Source organism: Kordiimonas aquimaris, assembly GCF_025574485.1.
Lineage (GTDB): Bacteria > Pseudomonadota > Alphaproteobacteria > Sphingomonadales > Kordiimonadaceae > Kordiimonas > Kordiimonas aquimaris.
This window is the reverse complement of record NZ_JAOBPO010000006.1, coordinates 52,654-78,965: the sequence shown is the minus strand read 5'-3', so window position 1 is coordinate 78,965 and position 26,312 is coordinate 52,654. Positions and strand designations below refer to the sequence as shown.

The 26,312-nt window shown below is 45.9% G+C and carries 18 protein-coding genes; 3 read left to right on the top strand and 15 right to left on the bottom strand.

Features of this window, described 5'->3' with window-relative positions; translation table 11 throughout:
* Nucleotides 1-20: 20 nt before the first annotated feature.
* From phaZ to OEU88_RS16040, 4 genes are all read right to left on the bottom strand, one after another.
* On the bottom strand, nucleotides 21-845 hold the full coding sequence (gene phaZ, locus OEU88_RS16055) for a poly(3-hydroxyalkanoate) depolymerase (RefSeq protein ID WP_262696228.1): 825 nt from the start codon (nucleotides 843-845) through the stop codon (nucleotides 21-23).
* A 114-nt stretch (nucleotides 846-959) separates the two neighbouring features.
* Nucleotides 960-2,642 carry an alpha/beta fold hydrolase gene (locus OEU88_RS16050; RefSeq protein ID WP_262696227.1) on the bottom strand — a complete coding sequence of 561 codons (1,683 nt, stop codon included), beginning with the start codon at nucleotides 2,640-2,642 and terminating at the stop codon, nucleotides 960-962.
* A gap of 217 nt (nucleotides 2,643-2,859) precedes the next feature.
* On the bottom strand, nucleotides 2,860-3,366 hold the full coding sequence (locus OEU88_RS16045) for a phasin family protein (protein WP_262696226.1): 507 nt from the start codon (nucleotides 3,364-3,366) through the stop codon (nucleotides 2,860-2,862).
* Nucleotides 3,367-3,650: 284 nt separating this feature from the next.
* A complete protein-coding gene (locus OEU88_RS16040) occupies nucleotides 3,651-5,189 on the bottom strand; it encodes a BCCT family transporter (RefSeq protein WP_262696225.1) in 1,539 nt (512 codons plus the stop codon).
* A 218-nt stretch (nucleotides 5,190-5,407) separates the two neighbouring features.
* On the opposite strand from OEU88_RS16040, the gene OEU88_RS16035 reads away from it, so the two are divergent.
* Nucleotides 5,408-6,043: a hypothetical protein gene (locus OEU88_RS16035; RefSeq protein WP_262696224.1), complete on the top strand. Its 636-nt coding sequence runs from the start codon at nucleotides 5,408-5,410 to the stop codon at nucleotides 6,041-6,043.
* A gap of 25 nt (nucleotides 6,044-6,068) precedes the next feature.
* Here OEU88_RS16035 and OEU88_RS16030 read toward each other — a convergent pair whose 3' ends face one another.
* Entirely contained in the window at nucleotides 6,069-7,307 is a 1,239-nt protein-coding gene (locus tag OEU88_RS16030; RefSeq protein ID WP_262696223.1) for a methionine gamma-lyase, read from the bottom strand.
* 146 nt (nucleotides 7,308-7,453) lie between these two features.
* Between OEU88_RS16030 and OEU88_RS16025 the strand changes: the two genes are divergently transcribed.
* A complete protein-coding gene (locus tag OEU88_RS16025) occupies nucleotides 7,454-7,906 on the top strand; it encodes an Lrp/AsnC family transcriptional regulator (protein ID WP_262696222.1) in 453 nt (150 codons plus the stop codon).
* A gap of 63 nt (nucleotides 7,907-7,969) precedes the next feature.
* Here the strand turns inward: OEU88_RS16025 and OEU88_RS16020 are convergent, their stop codons facing one another.
* Complete coding sequence (locus tag OEU88_RS16020; RefSeq protein ID WP_262696221.1) at nucleotides 7,970-8,494, bottom strand: peroxiredoxin; 525 nt, start codon at nucleotides 8,492-8,494, stop codon at nucleotides 7,970-7,972.
* Nucleotides 8,495-8,581: 87 nt separating this feature from the next.
* A complete protein-coding gene (locus OEU88_RS16015; RefSeq protein ID WP_262696220.1) occupies nucleotides 8,582-8,986 on the bottom strand; it encodes an MAPEG family protein in 405 nt (134 codons plus the stop codon).
* 120 nt (nucleotides 8,987-9,106) lie between these two features.
* Here OEU88_RS16015 and OEU88_RS16010 point away from each other — a divergent pair, with 120 nt between their 5' ends.
* Nucleotides 9,107-10,000 (top strand): LysR family transcriptional regulator, encoded by an 894-nt coding sequence (locus tag OEU88_RS16010; protein WP_262696219.1) that lies wholly within the window; start codon nucleotides 9,107-9,109, stop codon nucleotides 9,998-10,000.
* Nucleotides 10,001-10,023: 23 nt separating this feature from the next.
* On the opposite strand, the gene OEU88_RS16005 is transcribed toward OEU88_RS16010, so the two are convergent.
* The 8 genes from OEU88_RS16005 to OEU88_RS15970 form a co-directional block, all read right to left on the bottom strand.
* Nucleotides 10,024-13,308, bottom strand: a complete 3,285-nt coding sequence (locus OEU88_RS16005) for a glycosyl hydrolase (protein ID WP_262696218.1) — start codon at nucleotides 13,306-13,308, stop codon at nucleotides 10,024-10,026.
* Between the two features lie 88 nt (nucleotides 13,309-13,396).
* A complete protein-coding gene (locus tag OEU88_RS16000) occupies nucleotides 13,397-16,642 on the bottom strand; it encodes a VPS10 domain-containing protein (protein ID WP_262696217.1) in 3,246 nt (1,081 codons plus the stop codon).
* Nucleotides 16,643-16,704: 62 nt separating this feature from the next.
* Nucleotides 16,705-19,860: a WD40/YVTN/BNR-like repeat-containing protein gene (locus OEU88_RS15995; protein ID WP_262696216.1), complete on the bottom strand. Its 3,156-nt coding sequence runs from the start codon at nucleotides 19,858-19,860 to the stop codon at nucleotides 16,705-16,707.
* A gap of 54 nt (nucleotides 19,861-19,914) precedes the next feature.
* The gene (locus tag OEU88_RS15990) at nucleotides 19,915-20,478 is read right to left on the bottom strand and encodes a PepSY-associated TM helix domain-containing protein (protein WP_262696215.1); all 564 of its coding nucleotides are present in this window, start codon (nucleotides 20,476-20,478) and stop codon (nucleotides 19,915-19,917) included.
* Nucleotides 20,479-20,508: 30 nt separating this feature from the next.
* Nucleotides 20,509-22,557: a TonB-dependent receptor gene (locus tag OEU88_RS15985; RefSeq protein ID WP_262696214.1), complete on the bottom strand. Its 2,049-nt coding sequence runs from the start codon at nucleotides 22,555-22,557 to the stop codon at nucleotides 20,509-20,511.
* An 86-nt stretch (nucleotides 22,558-22,643) separates the two neighbouring features.
* Nucleotides 22,644-23,897, bottom strand: a complete 1,254-nt coding sequence (locus OEU88_RS15980) for a porin (protein WP_262696213.1) — start codon at nucleotides 23,895-23,897, stop codon at nucleotides 22,644-22,646.
* 103 nt (nucleotides 23,898-24,000) lie between these two features.
* Nucleotides 24,001-24,837, bottom strand: coding sequence for a tryptophan 2,3-dioxygenase (kynA, locus tag OEU88_RS15975; RefSeq protein WP_262696212.1), 837 nt, complete (start codon nucleotides 24,835-24,837; stop codon nucleotides 24,001-24,003).
* A 157-nt stretch (nucleotides 24,838-24,994) separates the two neighbouring features.
* Entirely contained in the window at nucleotides 24,995-26,143 is a 1,149-nt protein-coding gene (locus OEU88_RS15970) for a PQQ-dependent sugar dehydrogenase (protein ID WP_262696211.1), read from the bottom strand.
* Between the last annotated feature and the right edge of the window lie 169 nt (nucleotides 26,144-26,312).

Genomic DNA, 26,312 nt, shown 5'->3' with positions numbered 1-26,312 from the left:
GAGAGTTTCAACGCAGCAACCTAATTGTCTCCGCCTAGTCGGTCATCAGCATGATCATCAAGAAAACGCGACATAATCGGCACAACCTGATTGGCCCTTGATACCGCAAACAGATGCCCACCACCTCGAACAATTCGCAAATCCGCTCTCGGTATCAATGACTTAAGGATACGTGCATTGGCAAGTGGCACAATACTATCACGATCTCCAGACATAATGAGCGTTGGTTGCTTTAAATTAGGCAAGAAATGAACACTGGTCCACCCCAACATAGCGATTAGCTGGTACATATAGCCACGCTTTGTTGGCGGCATAATGCGGCTAGTGTGCCCCTTAGAACTGTCATCGACAGCGTCACCATATAGTGCTTCAAAGTTTTTGATCATATAATCAGGGTCGATATACCGGCGCGGATTAGCCATCCGCCTAATTGCACCTATTTGTCCCGGCACCATAACCATGCCAGCACTGGTCGCCAGCAATACGAGAGACATTGCCCTATCAGGATAGTCACGCGCATACTGCTGAGCAGCACCACCACCCCAGGAAACCCCCATTACATCGACAGTGTCATAACCATAATAGTCCAGAATTTTATTGGCCCATTTACCAACAGTACTGGGGCGGTATGGTTTTATAGGTGAAGGCGAGCCACCAATTCCCGGCATATCAAATACAATGACATCACAGCGATCACGCATCATTTCACCAAGCGGCGCTACCATTTCCAGGTTTGCACCGATACCATTGAAAAACAGTATTGGCCTTGCTTTACCGTCACCACGCCACACAGCAGTGCGCAGCAACTGCCCCCCCACATCAATCATTGAGATACTAGGAGCCATTTTACTGCTCACATTAATATCGGGCATATGACCCATATAACTGGAACTCCACAATCAGGCATATCAATATGCGCATTTGTTACATTAAAAATAATGATTAACTATTTATAATTTCTAGCCAAATATATATTCGCCGGGCGCTTTTGCTAATGATGTATAAGTTTTATTACCTGCAGATTTAGGGGCAGCTTTCATTGCACCTGACCGCTCGGTTAGCCACTCAAACCACGCAGACCACCACGAACCATCCCTCAGTTCCGCATTTTGCATCCAGGCATCAGCCTGACCTTCGCTTAGGTCAGAATTGTAATAATACTTTGCTTTCGGGTTACCAGGTGGGTTTAGCAAAGATTGAATATGGCCGCTATTTGACACGTAGAATTCATTGTTGCCACCAAGCAGCTTTGTTGTGCGGTAACAGGCACGCCAGGGCGTAATATGATCTGTAAAGCCCGCAACAATAAAACTATCATGATCAACCTTACCCAGATCCAGCTTATTGCCTTTAAATTCTACTGTTCCCGGGTTTGCAAACGGTGTGGACATATAGCTGTCCAAGAAATCGGAATGCAATGCTGCAGGAAGATTAGTTGTGTCATTGTTCCAGAACAAAATATCAAAAGCAGGTGGACTGTCGCCAAGAAGATAATTGTTAACGACATAATTCCAAATCAGGTCATTGGGGCGCATCCAGGCAAAGGTGCGCGCAAGGTCATCTCCCGAGAGAATACCCTTTGCAGCAGAACGATTACGTGCAAGCTCCAATGTTTCCTCGGAAACAAGCGCACCAACTTCACTGTCTTCCTGACGAGGGTCCAGCACACAAACTTGAAAGGTGGAACAATTGACCCTGTCGTCGCCTTCTGCTGCCAAATGACTAAGTAGGGTCGCCACTGTTATTCCACCAGAGCAGGCACCGGATATGTTAACTTTCTTCGAACGTGTAATTTTCATTACCGCGTCCATAGCTTCTATAACAGCATCGATATATGTCTCAAGACCCCAATGCGCCTGCTCCACGCCCGGGTTACGCCAGCTAATTGCAAAAAGCTGAATACCTTGATCCAAAAGATAACGGAACAGACTTTTGTCTGGCGTCAGATCAGAAGCGTAAAATTTATTGATCTGCGGCGGAATGACCATCAAGGGGATAGAATGCACTTTCTCCGTTGTCGGAGTGTATTGAATGATTTCCAATACCTCACTGCGGAAAACAACGTCGCCTGGCGTAGTTGCCAAGTTTTCGCCAACCTTAAATGGCCGCCCATCCACTTGAGAGGGAATGCCAATACCATTAACCATGTCATTATATGCATTCTTTAATCCAGCAACGACAGACATACCGCCTGTTTCGTATAGCCGCTTCATAGCAGCCGGATTGCCAATCAACGAGTTTGTCGGAGCTAGCGTGTCTGCAACGACATCAAGAATGAAATGAGCACGTGCACGGTCGAGTTCATCAATCTCGGCTTCGTCAAGCCAGTTATTGAGGTTTTCCTTCATTGCCATCCACGACTGCATGCCGCGGCGATACAGTGGGTTGAAGGTCCATGCTTTATCTTGAAAACGACGGTCTTTTGCGTGCGGGGCATACTCCGACGTGCCCTTGACCACATCAACCATGTCCTTGCCATAATTCAGGAAATGCTGCCCGAAATTTACTGGATTTAACGCAGCTTGTTTCAATACAACACCAAGAGATTTGACCAGTTCAGATCGATGAACGCCAACGATTGGGCTAAACGCTGTTGTAGTTTCAGCTGCTTTTTCGCCAACACTTTTCTTGGAACGCGCCATAACAACTCCCCTTTATTCATTTGTATATCAGCATCGCATCTGCTGAATGCACATCAATATACTGACGAGTTTCCTCACATGATGCTATTAAAAAAGCGCCCAAATGGAGCGCCTAAACAAAGATTTAATGAATTATATTAAAAAATGAGGCTGACAGGCCCGATAAAATGGGGGGAGGGACCTGACCTGTCAGCCGATTAGCCCGAAGGACTAATTATTATGCCGCTGTTTTAGTTTCAGTAGCTGGTGTAGTAGCTGCTTTAGCTGGGGCAGCTTTTTTAGCAGTCGCTTTAACGGCAGCTTTGCGCTTAGGAGCTGCTTTTTTAGCTACAGGTTTCTTAACCGTGTTTACTTTGCGGCTCAGTGCAGACACTGACTTTGCAAGCTTAGCAACTTCAGTTGACAACTCTTCAAAACGATCAGTTGATGCCTCAGTAGAACGTGCAAACACTTTGCTACGTGCTGCAGAAACTTTTTCACTTACTTCGTTAAAGCGAGGCTCGATCATGCCGCGTACTTTACCAAAGTTGTCTTGAGCCATATCTTCAACAGCTTCGCCTTTTTCAACTAGCTCTTCTACCAGTTGCTCGCGGCTGTTTACGAGTTTCTCAACACCGTCTTGTGCAAGATCAAACGCAGTTTTGTGAGCGCCGAGCCATGCCAACCAACCTTGACGATAAACACGAACAACCTGTGAATTCTGAATGTTTTCCATGATAGCCATAATCTTTTCCTTCTCTGTTACCTAGCTGCCTAGTTTTATATAGTGCAGCGTTAATTTTCATGCCTTGGGGTCATTTGTTCCCACCGGCTCCTTAACCATGGCTGTAATCTACAGAGAGAAATTAGAAAGCGCATACTAATGACGTATAAAGTTTATTTTACTTTAAAAACAAAGGCTAAAGGCTGCCACCAAACCGCTGCACACAAAACACAATGAGTTTTACAAGGGAGAAACACCTAGCGGAGCATACAGCGCAGATTAAAATGAAACAGAAAGTTTCACTATTACGCGTTACTGATGGTATCCAGATAACGTGTACCCATCTTCAAAAGCGCTATATTCATTAGGAATACAATAATCAATCCCGGCAGTCCGCCCAGATTAGACAGCATACGCACACCATCAACTCCTGAAAACGTAACCATTGTCCAGGCGGTTATACCAATGAGAGATGCCCAAATCACTTTCATATAAAGGTTCGTTGTAGGACCACCCTGCTCTTTAGTTCCTCTGTGCGCATCAGGGCCTTTTTGGCATACGTTTGCAATTGCTTCTGTATTACTATCCGCAGCTGTTACAAAACAGACAAATGAGAGTACAACAAACAAAACAATCCAAACGCTTGGATAAGGTAGCGTATTAAAAAGCGCATAAATTACAGACTCTGGCCCATCAGCTTTTAATGTTTCATATAACGCACCGCCCGCCATATCCGCGCCCAGCGCACTCGCGCCGAATATAGACATCCAAACAATGGCAAAAGCAGCCGGTAATATAAGATTGAACGTTATAAATTGCCTAACGGTATAGCCGCGAGCAATGCGACCAAGGAACATGGCTGTTATCGGCGCCCATGCTAACCAGTTTGCCCAATAAAAACTGGTCCATGATCGCTGCCAACCATCGTCAGCGGTTGCTCCCATCCCGATAGATCGCGGCAAAAACTCTACCGCATAATCTGCGATACCGAGAATTCCAGTTAAAAATATGTCGCCAGTGGGCCCTAACACAAGTAGGAAACCACATAAAATAAAGAAGAAACGCACATTAATATCCGATAAAATACGGATACCGCGCAGTAACCCTGTAATCGATGAAACAGTGAATGTGGCAATGATCGCAATCGCAACAGCAGCAGTAAGGTAGCCTTTAGTCGCCTCACCAAATGTTAAACCAATACCACCAGCAATAGATAATATACCCACCCCTAAAGTTGCAGCCATACCAGCCACTAAGGCAAAAAGCGCAATTGCATCAAATATATCGCGGGATCCGCGATATGAAAGCGGCTTCCAGACCACCGACAAGGGCCCGCTAAGTGAATAGTTTTTGCCGAGGTTGTAGTATGCAAGAGCAAACGCAAGCGACGGCACGGTATATATAGCGTACGGCGTTATCGACCAATGCATAAACAACGATGAAATTGCAAACCTGGCAGCAGCGGGTGAAGCTGGTTCAATTCCACTCTGTGCAGGCGGCTCATAAAAATGGAATAGTGGCTCTGCACTTGCCCAAAACAGGATACCAATAGCTATTGTTGTACACAGTGTAATCGAAAACCACTGCCATTTAGAAAGTAACGGTTCCGCATTTTTACCACCAATTTTTACTTCACCTAGAGGCGAAAACCACACCCATACACAGGTCAACACAAACAAAAAGCTGGCCCAATTAAATAAATCCGAAAAATGGAACAATATCCATTCGTTTATCCCTGAGACAAACATCAAAAAAGAAGGTAAATCATAAAGGCTGGCGGCAACACCGGACACCAGAACAAACATGGGCACAAGAAGAACTGGTAACCTTAACTGATTTAACAAAACCTGCTCCCATCTTATCAGCCTTAATAGAAGCACGCATCATGGTTGAAATACAAGGCATTGAATATTTATCCCATCCACATGCATTTCACAGCAACAAATATCGTACACTATTTCAGAATCATTGATTCATTTTGGGTCGAATGGCATAAAGTACGATGTAATCTCAGTATTGGCTGAGTTCTGGAACAACCTAATATCAAGCAGCACAACAAAACATGAAAACTCTGAGTTTCTCAAATATACTGATGGCTATTTCTGCATTGCTTTTGATTGGCTTCGGCGCACCGCGTTTTCTGGCATCAATCTGGATGGCCGCTGGAGACCCTATTCTACAGGACATTGCAGAAGGAAAAACGATAACTGAAGATGATCAAAACGTTTTGATCGAAAGCCGGGAAACCGCTTTAAGCTTAGTTGATATGCCACGTGCAGCCAACGACCTTAGTCTTGCATATGTTGCCTTGGGCGCAACTCCTGAAAAGCTTGAAAAAGCTATAGCTTCGGTAAAAGCAAGTATCGAAATGGCGCCAATATCTGAATCTGCGTGGCGGCGCTTAGCAAACTTGCAAGCAATTAATCCAAATGATCACGCTGAAGCTGTTATAGCATGGGAAACAGCGCGCAAGCTTTCAGAACATGAACCACAGGTACTGCATGACAGGATAAGGGTTGGTACATTTTTATACCGTTCAATGACCGAAGAACAACGGGCGTTGCTACGTATGGACGTTGAAACAGCTTATAAAAATAGCCGTGGTTCTCTCCGCAACTATGGTCGCGCAAATGACCTGCTAGAGTGGTTAAAGTTTTTATTGCGCGACAAAGAGAAAACCGATTTTCTCAATCGTTAAGCATGCAAGGCCATCTCAAGTTTTTCTACTCTGCTGCCCTTGCATGGTCTTTATCGCTATTTAGAAGTGAAATGCCATATGTAGCATCAAACGCGGCGTCAAGATCAGCGATAACATCATCAACATGCTCAAGGCCAACAGACAATCTAATTAGGCCATCGCTGATATGAAACTCTGCACGTTCTTCCGGTGTGTATGTTGAATGCGTCATGCTTGCAGGATGCTGGATCAATGTCTCAGCATCACCGAGGCTAACAGCAATTTGAATAAGCTTCAGGCTATTCAACAACTTTGTGGCCGCGTCTAATCCGCCTTCAACCTCGAATGGGATCATGCCACCAAAGCGCGCCATTTGTTTCTTGGCGATCTCATGACCTTTAAAGCTTTCCAGACCAGGGAAGTAAACACTGGTTACCATAGGATGCGCTGCCAAGTATTCAGTTACAATTTCGGCACTGTCACAGTGACGCTCCATACGCAATTCAAGTGTTTTTAAACCCCGTAATATAAGGTTGGCGTCTTGCGGTGAAAGAACTGCGCCGGTCATGTCTTTAAGACCAACAAGACGAATTTCCTGAATAAGCTCTGCGGACCCGACAACAGCACCCGCAATCAGATCACCGTGGCCACCTAGATATTTTGTTGCAGAATGCACAACAAGATCAGCCCCTAATGATAGCGGTTGCTGCAAATAAGGTGTGCAATAAGTATTATCAACGATAACAGTTGCGCCAGCATGCTTTGCAACAGCTGCTGTTGCTTCAATGTCGACTATCCGCATATTTGGATTTGCTGGCGTTTCGAAGTAAACCACTTTGGTTTTATCACTTATCGCTTTTTCAAGCGCGCCTTCTTCTGTCAGGTCTACATGCGTTATGGTAATGCCAAACTTCTGCAGTGACTCACGGAAAAATGAAAAGGTGCAGCCGTAAAGTGTGCCGTCCGTAATAATTTCATCACCAGGCGCGATTAAAGTCCAGATAGCGGCGCAGATCGCGCCCATACCAGAGGCAGTGGCAAGAGCAGCCTCGCCGCCTTCCAAATCTGCCAAACGTGTCTCCAGCAAAGAAAGCGTGGGGTTTGAAATGCGCGTATAGAAATGACCTTCGCGTTCACCGGCAAACATTTCTCCGCCCTGCTCCACTGATTGGAACGCAAACGTTGATGTCATGTAAACTGGCGGGTTTAATGCACCATGATGTGTGCTGGCATCATGTCCATGATGAATAGCGCGTGTTGCAAAGCCTGTTTTTGACTGTTTCATGTGCATTCCCCATTTATTCTGCATCTGCATTCCACATCGGAACGCCGAACAATATTGAGAATATATCAAAAATACGCAGCAATAGGCTTGCAATATCAACCTCTATATGGCCATATATTGGCATAATCTGCTAATATAGGTGAAAAATGGATACTATTGACCAAAAAATACTCAAAGAACTGCAAAAAGATGGCCGAATTACCAACAACGAACTAGCAGCTAAAGTTAACCTGTCGCCATCACCTTGTTTGCGTCGCGTAAAAAAATTGGAACGCAAGGGCTTTGTTACCGGTTACACAGCCGTTCTAGACCAAAATAAATGCGGTTGGCCTATTAGCGTCTTTGCAATGATCCGCCTGGAACGCCACGACGAAGCAACAGTACAAGCATTTGAAAATCGCATACAAAACATGGATATGATTGTGGAATGCTTTCTGATGGCTGGATCAGCTGATTATCTCGTGCACATAGTAGGTAAAAGCCTCTCAGACTATGAAAGCTTCGTAAAACTTAGTCTTCACACAGTGCCTGGTATCGCTTCCATCGAATCTCACATAGCTTATGGCACCGTCAAAAGATCATACCAACTACCTCAATAACAAAACACCGCCTCACTGATGCAAGGCGGTGTCAGTAAATTAAACTGTTGTCAGTCGATACTATTAGCGAGATTTCAAGTATTCCAACATTGTGTCCGCGTCAGAAACCTCAAACGGATCTGTTGGACAATTGTCATCAAAACCTTCTTCAATGAACATTTTTTCAACTTTGCGATTATCCACAAACATAGAATAACGCCAGCTACGCATACCAAAACCTAAGTTATCCTTGCATACAAGCATACCCATTTTACGTGTGAATTCACCGCTACCATCAGGAAGCAAGAAAACATTTTCGGCACCTTGCTGCTGCCCCCACTGATACATAACAAATGCATCATTTACGGACACACAAATAATGGCATCAACGCCTTGCGCTTTAAATTCATCATAAAGCTCTTCATAACGTGGCAAGTGACTTGTTGAGCACGTAGGTGTGAAAGCACCTGGTAACGAAAATACGACAACCTTTTTATTCTCAAAGATTTCAGCAGTTGTCAGGTCTTTCCATTCAAAAGGATTGGGGCCATCCAAAGCTTCGTTGCGAACTCGTGTTTTAAATACAGTGTGTGGTAGAAAATTAATCATTGCTATCTCCCTAGCTTGGCTGTTGAGCTTTACTTACAGTGATTTCATTTATTCGTCTAACCAATTTATTTGCACAAATAAATCGCTCTAAACGATTACAACGTACTTAGTTTGCCACAAGATAAAGCCTGCAGTTCCTAGTAAGCTGACTGCAGTACCCAAAGCACCAATAACCCGGAAAGCAATAGCATTGCTTTCGCCTGACAGTGCATATGCATGCGACAATCGCGTTACAATAAATATACCAGCAAATGCAGTCACTGCTGCTGGTGCACCGCCCAACATCTCTAGCAAAGATAATAGAATTAAGAACATTGGTGCGTTCTCAATGAAGTTTCCATGCCGACGCATACGCATTAACAAATCTGCATCGCCCCCATCACCAAACGATATTGAAGTTGCCCGGCGTTTATTACCGACAGCAATCATCAAAAAAACCTGAATAATTGCGAGGATAGCAGCAGCTGTAGCCGCCGTGATTGGAAGTGTCATAATATTTTCCCCTTGAATAGAACTTCGGCATAGCAAAATGCAATGCCTTGAAGACATGTGTTTATAAATATCAATTAAAACAGGGATTGAAAATCAAACACATTGGTCCATATATGCACCATGATGAATTGGGATGACCTAAAAATATTCCTCGCTGTTGCAGAAGCACCTTCAATGCGCGCCGCAGCGAAGACCCTCCGCATAAGCCACAGCACAGTTTCACGCCGTATTGACAGCCTGGAAAGCAACCTTTCTGCACGTTTGTTTGATCGCTTACCTGAAGGATACAAACTGACAACAGCAGGCCGTGACCTTGTTCCTGTTGCGCAGCAGCTACGACAAGAGGTAGACGCTTATCACCTGAAAACTTTGGGTCGCGATAAAGGCATGGAAGGTAATATCACTTTAACCATGCCTGACGCGATTGCGATTAGCTGTTTGATGCCAATTATTGCTGCGTTCCAGCAAAAACACCCTGCCATCACTATCAAGATTGATGATTCTGCAAGCATATACGACCTTAACCGACGCGAAGCTGATATTGCACTGCGAGTAACTAATGCTCCCTCACCTCATCTAGTCGGTCGCAAGCTCGGCACGGTATACCAAGCCGTTTACGCGAGCAGAACTTATCTTGAGAAAACCAACCCCAACGACCCTGCATCTGATGCGAAATGGATTGGCTGGGGAACACCTGAAGATAATCCAGCATGGATAGCACGTTCACCCTACCCTCATCTGGCATTATCTGGTCATTATGATAATGCGCTTATTCAACGCGAAGCCGTTCGCAATGATATGGGCTTAGGGTACTTGCCATGTATATTGATGGATGATGACGACTCTTTTGTGCAGCTTAGCGAACCTGTACCATCTATGGAATTTTGGGTCTTAACACACCGTGACCTCAAAGAAACTGCCAGGTTAAAAGCATTCCGGGATTTTATTTTTGAGCATGCCCCCACTCTTTCCAAGCGCTTTAGAGGCAAACAAAAAGGGGCCGAAGCCCCTTAGTAATCATTATCTCGTTTTGTTTATTATGGCTGCCAAACAGGAACACGCCCAGGCGTCCACGGCGCGCCAATAGCATTCATATCATCTTCAAAAGCTTGCAGGCATTCATCAATATTACGCAAACGACTTAGTGCTTCCGTAAACTCACGCGCTGCAATCTCATATGCGTGTTGATGCAAACCAGTAGCTGGTGCCTGAGAACGCCAATGCCCTTGAATAATAGAGCCAACACGACGGTTAATGGACATAGGTACAGGTTCATTGCGTGATCCAATCGTGCGATCGCCATTCATCATTGTACTAACCACTTGCAGATCTGCTTCTATACTTGTCAAAGCTGCTTTTTGTGCTTCAGTTGACTTCTCGGAGCGCACAAGCGCACCACCCAAATGGTCTATACGTTGGCGCATTTCACCCATTAAACCGTTTGTACCATCCACTGCTCGGCGAAGCGCTGCTGTTTTCTTTTGGAAATCAAGCAATGCAGCCCGATCAGTAGTGATTTCCGGGCTATTGTTAAGCGCCTTAACAGTAAAGTTTTGCGGCTCACCAAGTAAACTAAGCTCGCCGCTTTGTCTCACAGCAAGTGTGGCAGTATATTCACCCGGTAACGCCAGCGGACCAAAAGGAGGACGCACCCACGGCGGCACATAGCCGGATTGTGTACGCAGAGAAACACGTTCAGCAGCATCAAGGCGCAAGTCCCAGGCAATACGGTGCATGCCTTTGCCTTTAGGTGCCTCAATACGGCGCACAACATCACCACTGGTATCTGTAATGGTTAATAATACCGTTGGTGCCTCTTCTGTATCCTCTGCACGCAAAGCATCCCAAGACGGATAAGGTGTATTACCCCCTTCTTTTTCAATTGCACGCTCTGCCGTGCGCCTCACAGAAGCTTTTGTTTTGAAACCATCACTTAGGTAATATGTGAATATTGCACCAAAATCCGGGTTTTCAGCCGTATAATAGCTATCACCCTGACTGCCTTTCAGTTCGTTTCCATACTGATCACCCTGAATGTAAAGCCACGTGTCTTTCATAGGGAAGGTAGTAGCAGCGTTTCCAGCAACCTGGTCCGCACTGAAACGTAATGGGCTATAGTCATCCAGAATATAGATACCACGACCAAATGTACCGACGACCAAGTCACTCTCACGCCGCTGAATTTCCAGGTCACGTACAGCAATGGTTGGAAAACCTGCTTTCATCGGGTGCCAATTCTCACCGCCATCCTGTGTGAAGAACAAACCAAACTCGGTTCCAACAAACAACAAATTCGGATCAACATGGTCTTCAATAATTGTATGCACAGAACCCCGTTCAGGCAGGTTACCGCTTATTAAACGCCACGTGCGCCCCTTGTTAGTTGTCTTCAACAAATAAGGCTTGAAGTCACCGCGTTTGTGATTATCAACTGCGGCGTATGCAACGTTTTCATCATGCATCGAGGCCTGAACATCCTCAACAAGAGACATGTCTGGAACACCGCGGAAACTATTGACTGAACGCCAGTTACCGCCGCCGTCTTCAGACACGCTGATCTGGCCGTCATCAGTGCCTACATAAAGCAGGTTTGGCACAATCGCACTTTCGCTTAAGCCTATGATACTGCCATAAAGCGATGTAGAATCGTTTTTCGCGATAGCATCCACGCTCCAGACACGGCCCATAACTTCTAATTGGTTACGGTCTACTTTTTGCGTCAAATCGGGGCTAATCGATGCCCAGTTATCACCGCGATCATCTGACCGGTACACACGTTCCGCAGCATAATAGATACGCTTGTTATCGTGCGGGCTAATCACTAGCGGCGTGTTCCAGTTCCACTTGGGGATATTCTCACCGGACTCTGGTTGCGGCGTCATATAAACGCGCTCTTGCGTGCGCCTGTCATACCGCGCCAACCCGCCGTACTGATATTGTGTGTAGATGATATTATGGTCTGTTGGATCAGGCTGCGGTTCGTACCCGTCACCGCCTAGGATAATTGTCCAATCTTCGTTTGCAATACCGTGAATATCTGTTGTTCTGGACGGCGCACACAAAGAGTTATTATCCTGCGTACCACCGCAAACATTGTAAAACGGCAATGCATTATCAGGTTGAATGCGGTAAAACTGGGTTATTGGCAGGTTGCGCATGTGGCGCCAGTTCTGGCCACGGTCCCAGCTTTCGTATACACCGCCATCACCGCCAATATAGACATGATCACTATTATCCGGATCAATCCAGAAGGCATGATCATCCACGTGACGGAATCTTGCAGACAAGCGTGTCCACGTTTTACCAGCGTCTTCTGAAACACTGCTAAAAGTATCCATAGAATAAATACGGTCCGGGTTATTAGGATCTACCACAATCTCATTGTAATATTGAGGGCTAGTGGTGATATGGCCTGATTGCTTGCGCCACGTCACACCAAAATTATCTGACCTGTATGTACCGCGTTCTGCGTCGCTGGCTTCAATGATGGCATATAATGTGTTCGGTGCAGAAGGCGCTTGTGCCAAACCTATCCGCCCCATGTCATCTTTGCTTGGCAGGCCAGATGAAACTTCTGTCCAAGTTACACCGCCGTCCGTTGTACGCCGAATGCCACTACCGGGCCCACCGTTAATCAAAACCCAAACATGTCTGCGGCGTTGATATGTTGAAACAACAATGTTGTCATGATCATTAGGGTCAACAACAAATTCGTTAACGCCTGTGTGCTCGTCTATCTCCAGAATATGGTTCCAGCTTGCACCGCCATCAGTCGTTTTATATAAGCCGCGATCTCCACCAGAATTCCAAAGCGGGCCTTGCGCCGCCACCAAAACAATGTCGCTATCATTTGGATCAATCCATATCTGGCTAATATGCCCTGATGCTTTCAGGCCCATATTTTTCCATGTCTTGCCGCCATCGATAGATTTGTAGACGCCGTCACCGTCGGCTACAGAACGCTGCGCATTATTTTCGCCGGTGCCAACCCAAACGGTATCGCTGTTATTTGGATCAAGGGTAACAACACCGAGAGCATAGGACGCCTCTTTTTCAAACAAGGCTTGCCAAGTAATGCCGTTATTGTTTGTTTTCCATAGGTTGCCTGATGCAGTTGCCACATAAAATTCATGCTTTTTGTCAGGATGAAAGGCAAAGTCGGAAATACGACCAGATGTAAGGGCTGGCCCAATATTTCTAAGCTTCAAGCTTGCAAAAGGATTAGCGTCAGCACTGTGCGCGGGCATTAATGCCGAACCAGAAAGTAATGCAGCACAGATAGCCAGCGATTTCAATTTTGGAAACTTTGGTTTGGTAGTCATAGATTGTCCCCCAAGGATACACGCAGCCGTATTTTCGCGTGTCGCGTGATTTGAAAAAGCCCCAACGGTAAAGCCGGGGCTTTAGGTTTTATTCTTCGCCTACTTCAGTGATTTCGGTCTGGTTAAACAAACCAATACCAGCTTCATCAACTGCAGACCGCAATGCAGCCAAATCATCAGAAATGAGCTTGTTAGTTGCATCCACCGCCTCAGTAATCGCCGCTTCCGCACGTGCAATTTGCTGGCGCGCCGCTTCGTTTGGAACATCACGTGTGCTGCCCACATAAGCATTGGCAGTACCGAGAATTGCACTAACGTTTCCACCGCGGAAAACAATGCCGCGTGTTCCGAGTGGAATACGGAAACGTTTTTCCATTTCTTCAAACGCTTTTTTCACATCAGAAGCTTGTTTGCTCAAATCTTTGTAAGCGTCACTTTCTTCAGAATTATTCGACTTAATCAGCGTCATCAAGGTATCGACATCACGCCGTGCGTTCATCACTTGTGTCAATGCCTTTTGAATTTGTGCCTGTAATGCAGAAAGCTTAGCGCGCGTATTATAGTTCACGCGTTGTTGCTCAACCGTAAACTGGCTGCGCGGATCAGCTAGAACACGCAAATCGCTATTATCCGTGATATCGCCGTATTCCAGAGTAACACTGTAATTACCAGGCAATACTTCAATACCGGCAGGCAGTGTACCATCTTTTCTTGGCTGCGCTGGAGGTGCAGCCTGCACACCGTCCTGACGCATGTTCCAAACAATACGGTTTACACCTTTCACGATGTCAGACTTGAATGTGCGGATTACATTGCCCGAACTATCACTAATTTTAACCGTGACTCTGTCCGTTGCTTTCTTCGCAGACTTCTCCTCGCTGTCTTCTTCAGCCGTTGCTGCACGCATAGCAATCTTGCGTGCTTTCTCCTGCTCAAAATCAGCGTGAGGAATATCGTCACCTGAGGCAACAAATGTAATCATGGCGCCGTATGGCTCGTTATCAGCCCTGAATTCGCCATCACCCGGAAAACGCGTCGATGGTGTTTGGCTCGCAATATACTGCTGGCCGTCTGTTATGGATAGAATTTTCAGTGGCTCACTAAACGTATCATCGTTCATACCGCGTAAAGCGCTATAATCGTCAATCACGTATGCTGAACGCCCATGCGTACCGAGCACAAGATCATTCTCGCGCTCCTGAATGGCAATATCCATCACAGAAACAGTTGGCACATCCTCGGCCCATTTAGTCCATTCCCTGCCCCCGTTGGTGCTGAAATGCAGACCAAATTCCGTTCCTGCAAACAGAAGGTTTTCGTCCTTGTGATCCTGACGGATGGATAGAGCATAACCTGTCAGGTCGTCGGTCACTATAGAACGCCACCGTTCACCGTAATTTTCCATGCGATAAAAATACGGTTTATTATCACCTCGTCGGTGGTCATCAACTGCAATAAATGCAATTGAAGCATCATAACGTGATGGTTCAATCATAGGTACCCAGCCACGGTCAGGGCCGCGGCGAATATTATCTTCTACACTGTTCCATGTTGTACCTCCATCACGCGTTACGTGTACACGGCCATCATCAGTACCAACCCAGATCACATTTTCATCTACAGGAGATGGATTAATTGATGTAATCGACGTGTAGTTTTCCGCAGCGGTCACATCAGGTGTAATACCACCACTTTCTCTGAAAGTTTGGAACTCAGGGTTATTGGTTGTCAGATCGTCGCTGATAATTTCCCAAGTCAGTCCACGGTCTGTCGATTTGTGTACAAACTGACTGCCATAATAGATGGTGTTAGAATCAAATGGGCTTTGTCCAAAGCCTGCGTTCCAGTTAAAGCGAAGCTCTGTTCCGTCTTCAGGTCCTTTTGGGCGAATGAGACGTTGCTCTCCTGTATCCAAATTCCAACTAACCAGGAACCCACCTTGGCTCATAGAGATACCGCGGCGGCTGTTTGTTGGATCAGGGATTGTGTCAAAGCCGTCACCGAAGGCAACCTCTTGCCAATGTAGATTGCGAATACCGCCGTTTTCAAAAACTTGCGAAGGTCCACGCCATGCACCGTTATCCTGCAAACCACCGTAAACGTTGTAAGGCAGATCGTTATCAACAGCGATATGGTAGAACTGCGCCAGTGGCAAGTTGGCAACAAAACGCCATGTATCACCACCATCCTGTGTGATGCCCAATCCGCCATCATTACCATCAATGATATGCTTTGAATTGTTCGGGTTAATCCACCAGGCGTGATTATCAATATGGATATCGTTACGCGGCGCGCAGCAGTTTATTTTATCGACAAATGAGAACGTTTTACCGCCGTCGATAGACATTTTCACCCGTGAACCAACGCGGTATACGCGATCAGGGTTTTGGGGGTCGACTGATATGCCGTTATAATAAAACGGCCTGTCATTAATATCTGTATCCGTATTAACACTTGTCCACGTGCGACCACCATCATCTGAACGTGATAGAGCGCTTTCTTTAGCCTCGATGAGAGCGTATACGCGGTTAGGGTTACTGCGAGAAATGGTGAATGCAGAACGACCAAGCTCACCCTTTGGTAGACCATCTTCTTCTGTTAATTGTTTCCAGTTTTCACCGCCGTCATGTGAGACAAACAACCCGGAACCCGGACCGCCTGATTTAAAGAAAAACGGCCAGCGTCTGAATTGCCACATCGACGCAAACAGTTTGTTTGGATTTGACGGATCCATCTGAACATCTGTCGCGCCAGTAGTTTCATCACCAGCGAGGACAATATTCCATGTCTCCCCACCGTCGGTTGTTTTATAAAGGCCACGATCGTCACTATCACCCCAAAGCTTACCAAGCACTGCAGCATAAGCTACATCTGGATTTGTCGGGTCCAAAGCAATGCTATTGATACGCTCACTATCTTCCAGACCTACTTTATTCCAGGTTTTGCCACCATCCAGTGACTTGAACATACCGCAACCAATTGATGTGGAGTTGCGTGTGTTGCCCTCGCCTGTACCAACCCAAATGATGTCAGGGTTGCTTTGATTGATCGCAACAGAACCGATAGAGGCACATTCTTCACCATCAAATGTTGGTGTCCAATTCAAACCACCATTTTTTGATATCCACACACCGCCGGTGGCAGCACCAACAACAATATGATTAGGATCAGAAACAACAGCATCAATCGCAGCTACACGACCACTCATAGCCGCAGGGCCAATAACGCGCGCTTTTATGCCTGACAGTAAATCATTATCAATTTCGGCAGATGCATTGTTCGCACCAATCATGAGAGCAGCCACACAAGCCGCTGATTTTAGTATGTTCTTCATATTACCCTCTTAATCGCGGAAGAGGAGGCGCCAAGCGCCCCCTCAAGTTGAATTATATTGATTTACTCTGCAGCAAAGTCAGGCGCCGCAATCGCTGATCGACCACTTGCAGCAAATGCTTCATTGAACGCAGCTATTTCACTCGACACAACCGCATCACGTGCACGCATTGCAGCGTCGAAAACAGGAACTAGATCATCAAAGCGCTGTTGTGCGCCAGCATTAACTGGAGGAATACCACCGTTGAAAACGCCTGCAAGGAATTGCAAATCAGAGTGCAATTTATCAGGCCAGTTCAGCACATCCTGGAAAAATTCACGATCAACGTTAATTAAACCAGATTCCCATGCCTCAATGGCCTTGATTGCAGCTTCACCTGTCGACTTAATGCTCTCAACATCCCCATGGGCTTCAGATTGAACTTTAGCCTGCTTCTTCGCTGTGCGCATTGCAATAACAGAACGCTGCAACTCATCGAGCATAGCATATGTGCGTTTAGCAAGATCAACCTGACGATTGATATCTGAAGCACTGACATCCAGGCGCGGATCCCATGACACGTCAAAAGACTGTTCCGCAACATTGTCTCCCGCAGTCATACGTGCTGTGTATGTCCCCGGTGCAACAATATAACCATCAACCTTGCCATCAGCACCACCTGCAACAGACCATAGTCCGTCAATTTTCTTCAGTGCATCAGTGCGCAAGTCCCAAAGGCCGCGATTAAGTCCAGCTTTAATGGGTAGCGTGTAAGCACTGCCATTACCGCCGCCTTTTCCGCCTTTTTTCTCGTCAGACTTAAGCGTGCGAATAACGGCACCATTGTCATCAAGGATTTCGATTGAAACACCTTCCTCAGGTACAGTATCCAATGCGTAATACAGCAATGCACCTTGCGGTGGATTAGGCGCTGTTGGTCCGCCGTTGCGCGAACCAGCAGTTGTCACATGATATGCGGTTGAAGGCGCAAATAATGTTGCCGGCGTATCGTCAACTTCATCAGATATTTGACGCAGCGGTGCAATATCATCCAAAACCCAGAAGCCGCGACCTTGGGTCGACAAGAGCAAATCTTTACCATGCACTTTGATGTCTGTTATCGGGACATGCGGCAAGTTAAGTTGCATAGGTTGCCATGCTTTGCCATCATCAAACGATACATAAAGCCCAGTTTCTGTACCAGCATACAGCATGCCTTTACGCTCTGTATCTTCACGGACAACACGCACAAAATCACCATCAGGTATACCGTCTGCGATTTGCGTCCAGCGCTTACCATAATTAGTAGTTTTATAGATCATTGGTGTGTGATCGTTCATTTTATAGCGTGTTATTGCTACATATGCTGTCGCTGGATCATGCGGTGACACATCAATAGCATTCACTAGCGCCACACCAACGCCGCGCGGTGTAACATTTTCCCATGTTGCACCGTTATCACGCGTTACATGAACAAGACCATCATCTGAGCCCGCCCAGAATGTACCTGCATCATGCACACTGTCAGTAAGGTACGCGATCGTATTGTAATTTTCTGAAACTTCATTGGTGATGGGGCCACCGCCAAAACCCTGCGTTTCAGGGTCATTACGTGTGAGATCCGGACTGAACTCCGTCCAGCTTACACCGCGATCTGTCGATTTCAGTACTTTATTGCCAGCATGGTATATCGCGGTTGGGTTATGTTGTGAAACGACAATAGGCGCATTCCAGTTAAACCGGTATTTACGTTCTCTTGGTTCTTTACCAAACGATGTTTCAGGGTATGCCCTAACGTCACGTACTGTTTCTGTTTCAAAATCATATTCACCGATTTGACCCAAATAGCAGCCAGAGTAAGCATAACGCGGATTGTCACGGTCGAGACCAACAAAGCCGCTTTCACACCCAGCAACTGCATGATAATCCTCTGGGCCGATGGAACCATCAGGCGCACGGCTTAATAGTGCAATCGTGCTGTTATCCTGCTGTCCAGCATAAACACGGTAAGCAAAATTATTGTCAGCATTAATGCGATAAAACTGTTGTGTCGGTTGATTATAAACCGTTGACCAGCTCTCGCCGCCATCGAGTGACACCGTACCGCCACCATCATTGGCGTTTATCATCACATCTGTATCTTCAGGGTTAATCCACAAATCATGTGTATCGCCGTGTGGCACGCTGATTTGTGTGAAAGTTTTACCGCCGTCGATAGACTGCATATATGGGGCATTCAGAACAAACACCTTATTTTCATCTTGCGGGTCGGCAAACACGTGCATGTAATACCACGAACGCGCATGCAGGCGGCGGTCACCGTTTACAAAAGTCCAGCTTTCACCACCATTAGTCGACTTATAAAGACCACCCTTCTCTTTCGCTTCAACGATAGCCCAAACAAGGTCTGATTTGGCTGGCGATGCCACAACGCCGATCTTGCCAACTTCTTCTGGTAGGCCTTTCATGGTTTTTGTCCATGTCTCGCCGCCGTCAACAGATTTCCATATTCCCGATCCTGGGCCGCCAGAGCGAATAAGCCATGGTTCGCGGTCAGTATCCCACATCGCAGCATAAAGAATACGCGGATTATTCGGGTCAATTGACAAATCAATTGCACCGCTGTTTTCATCAACAAACAGTGTCTTGTTCCAGGTTTTACCGCCGTCTGTTGTTTTATATACGCCGCGTTCTTCCGTCGGTGCCCAAGGGGAACCTTGCACAGCAACCCAAATGACATCAGGGTTTGTTGGGTGAATATGAACCGTCGAAACCTGGCGACTTTCTTTCAGCCCTACGTTTTCCCAAGTCTTACCTGCGTCACGGGAGATATAAACACCGTCACCGTGCGATGATGCTACACCACGAAACGGTGACTCGCCCATACCAGCGACGACCACATTTGGATCAGACGGAGCAACAGCCAGTGCGCCAACCGAACCCATTTTGAAATACTTGTCAGATACGTTTTTCCAACTATTGCCTGCATTTGTAGTTTTCCAGACACCGCCGCCAGTTGCACCCATATAATACACGCGCTTGTCACTCGTAGTACCAGCAACTGTGGTTACACGGCCACCTCGGAATGGGCCGATATTTCTAAATTCAAGACCGTCTAAAAATGCTGGCTCAACAAAGAAATCTTTTTCTTTTGTCTCAGCTAAGGCAGGCATAAGCGCTGCACTACTAACAAGTGTAGTTGCAGCCATAAGTGCTGCAATTTTACTTTTAATCGACATATTGGTAGCTCCCCTTAAACAAACCAATTTACACATGCGTATAACTGGCCCCAATTATTCAGCTGGTTGAGTATTCCTCTCTACACTGCCAATTTTTTGAGCTTTTTTTGCTCGATTTTTTTGGCCTTTCTTGATGTGCGGTAAGAAAAACAAATAAAGCCCTGTCAACCACAGGACAAACAACACAATACCGGCTGGTAGAAAGAGGTAAAGCTTCACCCCGTCACCAAAAAAACTACCGTCATGTAATGATTCAATAAAATCTGATCGTCGATAAGATACCTGAAGAATCTCACCGGAGTGCGTATCAACCTGCACTTCCCAATCATTTGCGCCAACAAATTTAACAACACCTTTGCCAGGCTTGAAATCCACGCGCTCAAGTTCTTCCCAGGAACTTAACTCAGCCACTTCAACTGATTTAGCAATTGTGAAAAGCTCTTGAACAGAGAGAGAAGGAACGCCAACAATACTGCCGCGTTGAGTTTCTGGTTGAATCCAGTTTATTTCCTTCTTAAGCATAAGAAATAAACCCGCACCAATCATCAGCACCAAAGGCAACGCGACAGCTATCGACCCCCAGTGATGAATTTTCCGAAATAGAACTTGCGCTTTCAACCGCTTCCTCTCGTGGTGTCAAACCGCGAGTTAAAGACTAGCGGTCAATCCAAATCGTAATGTACGCCCTTGATCAGGCAAACCAAGCTGGGGTTCAACAAATGTGTCCGTTACGTTATCGGCTCGCACATATAGTGCAACACCAAAGCTGTCAGTTACACCAAAAAGCTGGTGCGTTAATGCTAGTCCAACTTGCGTTGCTGCATTTATTTGTTGAAAATTACCTTCCCCATCCTGTGATCGTGCCTCACCCCTATATACAACATTCAGCCCAAAAGTCGTATGCTGTCCTAATTGATATGCAACGTTTGCGCGCGCAAGCCAATTGGGACGATCTGAAAGGTACAGTCGACGAGTGGAATTATCAACTATTTCCCGCTGAACACTATGCTTGTTCCATGTGGCATTACCGTCAACTGATAACCTATCAGTGAGCTGCATCTCCCCGCTCGCTTCTACGCCGAAAGTACGAGACCCGTTACGATTAAAACGTTGCCGCAACGTACTTTCGCCCACAATAACGCGTCGTTGATCCAGAGTGTTATCTGCAACTGACAGAAAAGATACAATCTGAACAGACATTGCTTCAGTCTGATACGAAGCCGCCGCCTCAAATTGCAACGTTTCTTCTGGTTTAAGCTCTGCATTAAGCATAAAGCGCCCTATGGCATCACCGAACAACTCTCGCATTGTAGGTAGTCGCACACGTCGCCCTGCACTTGCCCGCCATAACCACGTATTGCTTGCCCTGTAATTAATCTCTGCAACAACATTTAAACCAGAGAAGCGTCCAGTACCTTCACGGCCAGCAGTTCGCCTAGGATCAAATACATCGTAACCCACTCCAAGAACTGTACTTAAATTGCTGTTAATTTCGCGACTGTAATCAAAACCAAGTCCATAGGTTTGTTGTGTGAACGTAGCTTCAGAGGTAAAATTTGTTAATAGCTTGAGTTCTTTCTGGTCATGGCGCGACCACAATGCGGAGCCATTTATGGTTAAACGTTGAGCACCATCTGCGTATGCTAAAACAGTTCTGACGCCATATGTATCATTACGATCTTCCTGAGTGTCTTCTATCACGCTGTATGTATCATCGGAAAAGGATTGGATATCCTGATTAAATGTCTGTTTCCAAATGGCAATATCGCTAGAAATGTTTTCCGTTATACCAAAATGGCCATTAAGTGTTGCCAGCAAGTATGTGTTATCAGGAAGTCGCCAAAACCTGGCATCATCGCTTGAGAAATTCGGGCCCTGCTCAGGTGCCACGCCGTAATCTGCCGTATTGTACAATATTGATGCGGCTAATCCGCTACTGCCATCATAGTCATGTGAAAGCCGCGCCAGGAAATTGCTTTGCTTTCGATCTGTGTTGGTGATTAGCCCGTCACCTGATGCTGCAAATACAGACCGCGTGCCTCGTTCAGCAACTATGCCATCACGTTGCCAATGGCCGCCAGCTAATACAAGGTCTATTGCGTTATTTTCCAAACCAAAGCTGGCATCAACACGGCGCTGTTGCCCCGAGCCAACCTCAATAGCGACAGCGGGTGCTTGATCTGTCATTGGTTGAATCTCGATAACGCCGCCTGCCGTACCACCACCATAACTTACAGCTGACGGGCCAGATGAGACGCTAATCAGAGATACGCCGCTCAAAGGTAGCAAATTCAGGTCAATACGATTGTCCCAAGGAACATTTACTGACGCCCCGTCAAAAAAACCAGCTAACTGTCGATCACCACTTCCGCGGATTGATACCAGCGTTTCACCTCGTGAATTAGTTCTTATATTCGACGACGGCGTTGTTGCAATGACATCAGGCAAAACAAAGGCATGTGTTAAAGTAGTCGGTTGAACAGTGATCAGATCAACAGTACCTGTTGTGTTATCTTTACCAACAACAGCAAGGCCCGCAACCTCAATGGTTTCAATGTCGTTATAATCAATTGGGATGTCTGACGCCCAAGCATTGGTAGAGTATATACCGGTAAGGCAAACGCTGGGAAAGATTGCGAAGAAAGCAGACTTCAGCCTACCATCAACACTTCTTGTGCCATAGTTTGCCCAAGCCATTAGATCCAAACCCCCGATAAATCGCGTATCACCATTGATCAAATGCCGTAACGCAATAGCACAGCTCTGACTAGAGGTAATCGAATTTAAAACCGGAATTGATAACTAAGCTGAAATAGGTTTTCATTTAGACTGATTGGTGTATTTTGCGGCCCGCCTGCACGGTCAGAACTGACGTGCAAATATTCTGCGGTAATAACATGGTTTTTCCCAGCTCTGAAACGGACACTATTTGTTGAAGCCCATCCATTTTCACCAAGCGGGAATGACCCTATTGTAGAAGGGTCATTTTGATCAAAATACTCAATACGCGTTGCTAGCTGGACACTTCCCAGTTGTTTCGCAAGCAATACAGATCCCGTTGAAAAATTTGTACCAAAAAATCGAGTATCATCATCTGTAGGCTGCACTCTGGTCGTACCAAATTGAAACTGTCCTATCAAGGTCCAGTTGTTTTCCAGCTCTGGCTTTGCGCTGATGTTAACAAAACGCGCTCTCCAAAGTCTGCCTTCAGAGCCTACCTGAGTAGAATCGGCCCTGTTATCATATGCATATATACGCAGCTCACCGAGGCCCGGTTGGCGTACATTAGCGCCCAAAGCAAACCCGGGTCTTCCATCAGTTTCAACAAAAGGCTGATTTTCAGTATTTAATCGGAGCCCCTCTACTGAAGCGACAGGCAAATCTCCAAACAAACCGATCTTGCTATCGTTAAGGGTAAATCCACGAAAACCAAGTGCATCTCCAACACGGTCATTACCCCAGAATATTGTTGCCTGAATACCAGCACGCAGCACCTCACCGCGATAATCAGCGGTAAATTCAGCACCAATGGGCCTAACTTCTTCAGCAATCCATGTGTTCGCAGCAGAATTGGTTATGGTGTATTTATTTCCCCATGCGAGAGCCTCATTTTCGAAACTGACCGGCGGGAAAAATGCGCCAACACGCACACCATATTGAACGGCGCGCAACTGAACAGGCTTGTAACGTAAATAAGCTTCCACAATGTCAAGCGGCGCCCGCTCATCAGGGTTATGCTGAATGTGCGCAACCGCCGTGAAACCGTCGCCAAACCCAAGCCTGCCAACAAGAGCGACTTCGCCAAAACGAATACGTTGCCGGCTACCACTCCCATCAGGGTCGCCGCCAAACCTTACTTTACCGAACCCATTATCAAAAATACCGACTTCGTCATCGGTTAATATTCCGCGCACATCGACAATAGCATCAAGCTGAAAGTCAACTTTGCTGCCCCCTTGTGCACTGGCTTGCATAGAAGAAAATGTCGTTAAGACAATCACACTCAGCCCGCACGGTATGTGTTTAATAATACTCATAAAAGCCCCCAAAAGCATCTCTATATGAATAGCCGTATATTTCTATGTCACCTCAAATAATACTCGTAAAAGTTAAACAGGGTGTGAATTTCGGTAATTTATTTTACAATAATGTCCTAACATCCCAAAGTTCCGGGAATAAAACAACGGCAAGCATTTTCTGTAAATAACCAACACCCGAAGTGCCACCAGTACCGCGCTTAAAGCCCATAATACGTTCAACGGTAGTGACATGATTGAAACGCCAACGCCGGAAATAATCCTCAAAATCAATTAGTTTTTCAGCCAGTTCGTATAGATCCCAGTACTCATTCGGGCTTTCGTATATTGTCTTCCAGGTATTTATTACACTGTCGTCCGCCACATAAGCTTGTGTCCAATCCCTGTCTAGACTTGATACGGAAACATCAAACCCACGCCGAGATAATAACTTTAAGACTTCATCATAAATACTTGTTTTTGATAATATTTTACTCAAATAACTATGCACGCCTTCAACATGTACATGAGGCTGTAACATTGCCTCGTTCTTGTTACCCGCAAGATACTCGATTGCTCTATATTGATATGATTGAAAGCCGGAAGACTGACCAAGCGCGTTCCGGAACTGGGTATACTCGCTAGGTGTCATTGTGCGCAGCACATCCCAGGCAGAGTTCAATTGTTCAAATATACGTGCAACGCGCGTCAACATCTTAAAACAAGTCGGCAAATCATCTTTTTGGATTGCTTCTTTGGCAGCACTCATTTCGTGCAATGCTAATCGCATCCACAATTCAGATGTTTGGTGTTGTATTATGAAGAGATATTCGTCGTGCGCTTCAGAAAGTGGGCTTTGTGCGTCCAGCACTTTGTGCAGCTGCAAATAGTCACCATAAGACATACGCCCATCAAATGACATTTCTGCTCCATCATCCTTCGGGTCATATGCTTTGGTCATCTTATTGCTCCTTAACAATTATGGTTCCGCTAACGACTAATTGCGATTTTGCATCAATCGTTAGCCAAATGCTGGTTTCACAGCGACCATATGACTTAAGGACTTTCACTGCAACGCCAGTGAATCAGGACTAGAAAATAGTATAGATTACAAACCGTTACTGTGACGGCACCAAGCGCATAATCATGCCATCATCAACACCAAAATAGATATAACCGTCTGGTCCCTGCTCTACAAAACGTACGCGCCAACCTTTATCCGCTAAAAGCCGCTCTTCATGCAAAACACGGCCATCTTCGATCACCAAACGATTAATATGTGTTAATGCCAAAGCACCGACAAATGCGTTGCCCTGCCATTTTGGGAATACGGATCCATTATAAAATGTCATACCGCTTGGCGCGATTGAGGGAACCCAGTAATATGTTGGCTGCTCCATACCGTCCTTGTGCGTGATGCCGTCACCTATCGGGCCACCACCATATTCTTCGCCGTAAGTGATTATCGGCCAACCATAATTTGTGCCTTTACTTGCTCGGTTGATTTCGTCGCCGCCTTGGGGGCCGTGTTCATTCCACCATACAACACCAGTTTCCGGCTCCAATGCCATACCTTGAGGGTTGCGCACACCGTATGCCCATATTTCAGGCAAAGCTTCTTGCTGATTTATAAAAGGATTATCATCAGGAACACGCCCATCTTCATGCAACCGCAGTATTTTACCGGCATGCGCCGATAGATCCTGAGCCAATGCAGAGTGATCATATCCATCGCCTGTAGAGATGTACAAATAACCATCGGCAAGCACTAAACGTCCACCAAAGTGCCACTTTCCAGCTATCATTGGCGTTGCTTCAAACAATCGCTCACGACTTTGAATAGTATTATTGGCTAACTTAAAACGATCAACTGCTAGTCCGTTTCCTTCAACAGTTCCAACTCCATAAGCCATGTATATCCAGCCATTTTCACTGAAGTTTGGATGAGCTCTCACATCAAAAATACCGGAGCTGATCGGTCGGTCCCTTAAAATATCAGGTAGGCCCTGAATGACGTCACGTTGACCTGAAGTCACATCAAGTTTGTAAAGACTACCTGCTTCACGCTCAGTTACCAATGCAGTATTTTCTGAAAGAAAAGTCATTGCCCAAGGAACATCAAGGTTTTCTGTAATTGTCTCGATGGTAAATGTTTCGGCTTCGCTTTTTACTGCTTCAGACTCCTGGGCAGATAAACCGCGGTTTAATCCGGCCAGGCACGCCATTAAAGTCAACATCTGCGTCAAGGTCACGGTAATATGTTTCATTGCTTCCTCATTGAGCTGTTTTATTTTATGTAATGATATAGTATCACATATATTATTACTATTGAAATACTCCACACCAATGACAGGTGACTGCTTTAAATAGCTTATAACTATCACGCTATGTTTATAAAGCGTAACATACATTGAGAAATTAAGGTGTTATAACTCT